2 protein-coding genes, 1 tRNA gene and 2 pseudogenes are annotated in these 4199 nt (G+C 72.4%); 2 read left to right on the forward strand and 3 right to left on the reverse strand.

Going from position 1 to position 4199, the window contains the following annotated elements; genetic code table 11:
* Both ACE3S9_RS15790 and ACE3S9_RS15795 read right to left on the reverse strand, forming a co-directional pair.
* A pseudogene (locus ACE3S9_RS15790) lies at nt 1-988 on the reverse strand (hypothetical protein); the annotation flags it as partial.
* Nucleotides 989-998: 10 nt separating this feature from the next.
* Entirely contained in the window at nt 999-2774 is a 1776-nt protein-coding gene (locus ACE3S9_RS15795) for an OmpA family protein (protein WP_374547436.1), read from the reverse strand.
* Nucleotides 2775-2963: 189 nt separating this feature from the next.
* Between ACE3S9_RS15795 and ACE3S9_RS15800 the strand changes: the two genes are divergently transcribed.
* Nucleotides 2964-3057: transfer RNA gene (locus ACE3S9_RS15800), tRNA-Ser, on the forward strand.
* 171 nt (nt 3058-3228) lie between these two features.
* Nucleotides 3229-3594, forward strand: coding sequence for a hypothetical protein (locus tag ACE3S9_RS15805; RefSeq protein ID WP_374547437.1), 366 nt, complete (start codon nt 3229-3231; stop codon nt 3592-3594).
* Nucleotides 3595-3653: 59 nt separating this feature from the next.
* On the opposite strand, the pseudogene ACE3S9_RS15810 reads toward ACE3S9_RS15805, so the two are convergent.
* Nucleotides 3654-4199 (reverse strand): annotated as a pseudogene (locus ACE3S9_RS15810) (hypothetical protein); the annotation flags it as partial.

Here is a 4199-nt window from a genome sequence, read left to right on the forward strand (position 1 = left end):
TCGCCTCGTCCAGCCCCGCGATCCGACTCAAATCATCGGCCGCGCCGCCGGGCGGCGCCAGCAGGCCGAACGGCCGTTCGCCCGGATAAAGCGAGTCATGGGCGCCGCGCGGCGCGGCTTGCGGCAAGCCCGCGCTCAAGGCCAGAGCGGCGCCATCGTCAAGCGCAGGCTCTTCGAAAGCCGCCGGGCTCGCCCCGGCGCGCGCCAACCGCTCGCGAGAAAATTCCGTCTCGACGCCGTGAGCCAGCAGGCGCGCCTGCGCCGTCCAATAGGCGACGACGGCGCCGCCGCGCCCAAGCCGCTCGGCGATTTCACGCTCGCGCCGCGCGTCGGCCTGCGCCAAATCAGTCAGGCCGGACAGGCCGAGGCCGCGCAAGGCGCGCGCGGCGGCGGGATCGAGCCCGTGAATCAAGTCCAGATCGTTTCGGTCATCGGCGGCCAGTTCCGGTGGCGGTTCGACGGCGGCCGAAACCCGAGCGGAAGCCCGATCCGCCGGCGCGGCGGCCGGCGCCAGGTTGGAAAGGCCGCGCCCGCCGGCATCCTCTCGCCAGGACCGCGGCGCCGCGATCGTGGCGAGGGCGTCGCCCGCCGCATCGAAGGCGGCGGCGGCCAAGGGCGCTACCGCCGAAAAAGCCTCGGCTTGCCCCGCCAGATCTTTCGCCGCCGCAAGCCATTCGGGCGGCGGCCCCGCCGCATCGACGGCCCTTGCGGACGGGCGGAGCAGATGCGCCAGCGCCCCGCCGAACCATCCGCCCAGCGCATAAGCGCCAAACACAAGCAGGCCGGCTTCGAGCCAGAAGCCATATTGTCCCGGCGCGAGCTCCAGCGCCGCCGCCGCGAGGCCGCAGCCGTAAAGCACGGCCAGAACGAAGCCCGCGCCGCGCCCGAACAGATCGCCGCCACGCCATGCCGCGATCAGGCCGAAGGCCAGCCCGAGCGCCAGCGCGGCGGCGATCCAGGGGGCGAGGCTTTGCGCGAGGAAGATCATCGGCCTGTCCTCACTTGACGCGGATTTCGATCCGGCGATTTCTCGCCCGATGTTCGTCGCTGTCGTTCGGCGCCACCGGCGCGGTCTCGCCGAAGCCCTCGGTCCGGAGGCGCTGGGGCGGGACGCCGGCCGCGAGCAGAAAGGCCGCGACCGCTTCGGCGCGCCGCCAGGACCAGTCGAAATTATTCGCTATGCTGCCGGCGTCGTCGGAATGGCCGGCTATTTCCAACGCGGCCTGCGGGCAGGCGACCGCCGCCGCCGCGATATCCGTCAGAACGGCGGCGGCGCCGGCGGGCAGCGCGTCGCTGGCGTAATCGAACTGAATCGTCGCGGCGCGCGCCCGCTCCGCGAGGCGTGGCTTGCAATCCTCGGCGGCGGGCGGCGACGGGGGCGTCTCGGCGCGCGGTTCGGGGGGAACGGGAGGCGCGGCGACGTCGCGCTCGGCTCCGGTGACGGCCGCCTGAACCGAAAAACCCTCCGGCATGGCCGCGATCAGCGCCGTTTTCACGGTTTCGGCGGTCGCCGCGCGCACGGCGTCGCCGCGCAAAGCGGCGCTGGAATCGCGCAGGGTGAAATGGCCGACGCGCAGGCGCGCGAGCTGCTCCAGCCCGCCGAGCGCCGCCGCTAGAAATCCCTTCGGCGCGCCCGGCGCCGGCTGCATCGAATCCCGCACCGCCAGACTGGGGAAACGCTTGGCGGCGGCGGCCCGAATCTGCGCGCAAATCGCGTCGTCTCCGCACGATCCGGTCAAGACGAGCGCGCGCTCGTCCTTGTCTGCCTCCAACAGATAGGGCGCGCTTTCGCCGGCGCTCACCGCCCGCGTGTCGAGCGTCGCCCCCGGCGGCGCATCGAGCGCGCCGGACAGGGAGGCGGCGTCCCGGCCACGCCGCGCCACGCCGGAGAGGCGCGCGGCATGATCGCTCAGCACCACCTTGCCGCTCTGCAACTGCGCCAGCGCGCGCAAGGCGAAGGCGGCCTCGGCGCCGAAATGCGTCGGCGCCCCAGCTCCACCGCGCAAATTGTCGACCACCGCCGCATCCGGAAACAATTGGCGCGCTGACGCCAGCAGCGCGACATGATCCGCCTCGGCGCCGACCGCGCCCGACAGGCGCAGGGTTCGGCCGTCATGCTCCGCCGCGAAGGCCGGCGCCGGCGCGGACGGGGCGATCTCGACCGCGATCGGGCCGCCCGCCTCGGCTATGGCGCGCAGCGCCTCGCCGTCGGCCTCGGTCGCGGCCTGGCCCGAGAGCCGCCAACGCCCGTCCTGCGCCTGCGCCTCGCCGCTGCGCAGGCGGCCGAGCAGTCGAACCGCCCCGGCCGCCCGCTCGACGAAGCCGGGCGGCGCGCCGGAGGCATAGACCATGTCATCGACGATGCGCGCGCCCGCGAAGGCCTGTCGCGCGGCATTGAGGACAGCGGCGCGACCGGCGGGAGACGGCGCGCCGCCGGAAAGGGTGAGAACCGCGCCATCCCAGACCGCACGCCAGGGAAAGGGCGCCAGCGGCGGCGGCGCGCCCAGCGCATCCTCGACGCGCCGCACGCCGGGCAGAGCGGCGATCGCCTCGCGCGCGTCGGCGCGCGCGCTTTCGTCGAAGGCCCGTCCGTCGAGGCGAATGTCGCGGCCGCTGGCCTGCGCCGAGGCGGTTTCGCCCAGCCGCTCGCGCAGAACAGCGCCGGCGCGCGCGGCCAGGCCCGCCTCAAAGGCGGGCGTTTCGAAATGGATCAGCGCCAGCCAGAGCGCGCAAGCCGACGCCAGCCCAATCCATCCCATGCCGGGCCGACCCATCGCCGTCTCCGCCTCCTGCTCCGTCCCGGCCAAATTAGCCGCGCCGCGCCCGGCGCGCCATCTCCTTCGCGCCGCCGGGGAAAAGCCCGCGCAAAGCCTCGAAGCGCTTGCCAATCGCGTCATGGTCGGGCATATGTCTGCGCCACGCGCTTCGCTGCAGTCGCAAGGCTGCCGCGCGCCGCGCCGGCGGGAGACGTGGCCGAGAGGCTGAAGGCGGCGGTTTGCTAAACCGTTATAGGGTTGTAAAGCCCTATCGAGGGTTCGAATCCCTCCGTCTCCGCCATTGTTCGCCTTCTCATCGGCGCAAGAAGTTTAGAATCCGCGCGGCGAACTTTTTTCCGTCGCGCGCGAGGATGTCAACGCCGGGATGTCGATGCGGCGCTTTTCGCGAAGCCTTTTCTGTTCGAACGGCGCCGGGCGCTCGCCTCACTCCAGTCTCGAATCTTTTTTTCGCATGGCGACGGCCGTCCTGCTTGCGGGCGCTTTCCTGACCGCTTCCGCTCTGTGCGCGACGCCCGAACCGCCGCGCCGGCCGGCCAAATCGGTCAAGCCTCCCGCCAATGACGCCGCCCCGCCGCCGCAGAAGCCGGCGCCGGACAATGCGGCGCCTCAGACGCCCGCGCCCGCGCAGGCCGCCCCACCGGCGCGCGCGCCGATCGATGTCGATCCGACCAAATTGCAGCCCTATAATCTCCCGCCTGCCTCGCGGCAGCGCATGAGGCTTTGCGGCGAGCGTTGGCGCGACCTGAAAATGGCCGGCAAGAGCGTCGGGCTGACCTGGCGCTCCTTCGCCGAAAAATGCCTGCCGGGGCAGGACTGAGACCGCCCCGCCCGACGCGCTTCGGATGAAGTCGCCAGGCGGGACGCGTCGTCAGGCTTTCAGCTCTCGCCGGGCGTCGCCGCCGGCGCCTCCGCGACGATTTCGGGGGCGGCGCTGGGCGCTTCCGCCGGCGCGGGCGCCGCATTGACCTCGGCCTTCGGCTTACGCGGCGCGCGCTTCGCCTTCGGCTTCTCGATCGCCACGGGCGGCGGAGCGGCCACCGTTTCCGTCTCGACCTTCTTGGTCACGCGACGCGACGCCGCAGCGCTGCGCGCGGTCGGCTTTGCCGTCGATTTTGCGGCGGCTTTTTTCGCCGCGCGCGGCTTGGGAGCCGCCTCCGGCGCCTCTGGCGCGGGAGCCGCTTTCTTCGCGGCGGCGCGCCCCTTGGCGGCGCCGGCCTTGACCCGGGCGTTTTGCGTCGCAGCGGATTTGGCCGTGGTCTTTTTCGCGGATGCGGCCTTGCCAGTCGCCGCCTTCGCTCTGGTCGTCTTTGGCGCGGCCGCTTTGGCGGCGGGCTTCTTCGCCGCGGTCTTTTCTACCGACTTCTTGGCTACCGCCTTCTTGGCCGTCGCCTTCTTGTCAGCCGTCTTCTTCGCGACCGCCTT

Source organism: Rhodoblastus sp. (genome assembly GCF_041915505.1).
GTDB lineage: Bacteria > Pseudomonadota > Alphaproteobacteria > Rhizobiales > Beijerinckiaceae > Rhodoblastus.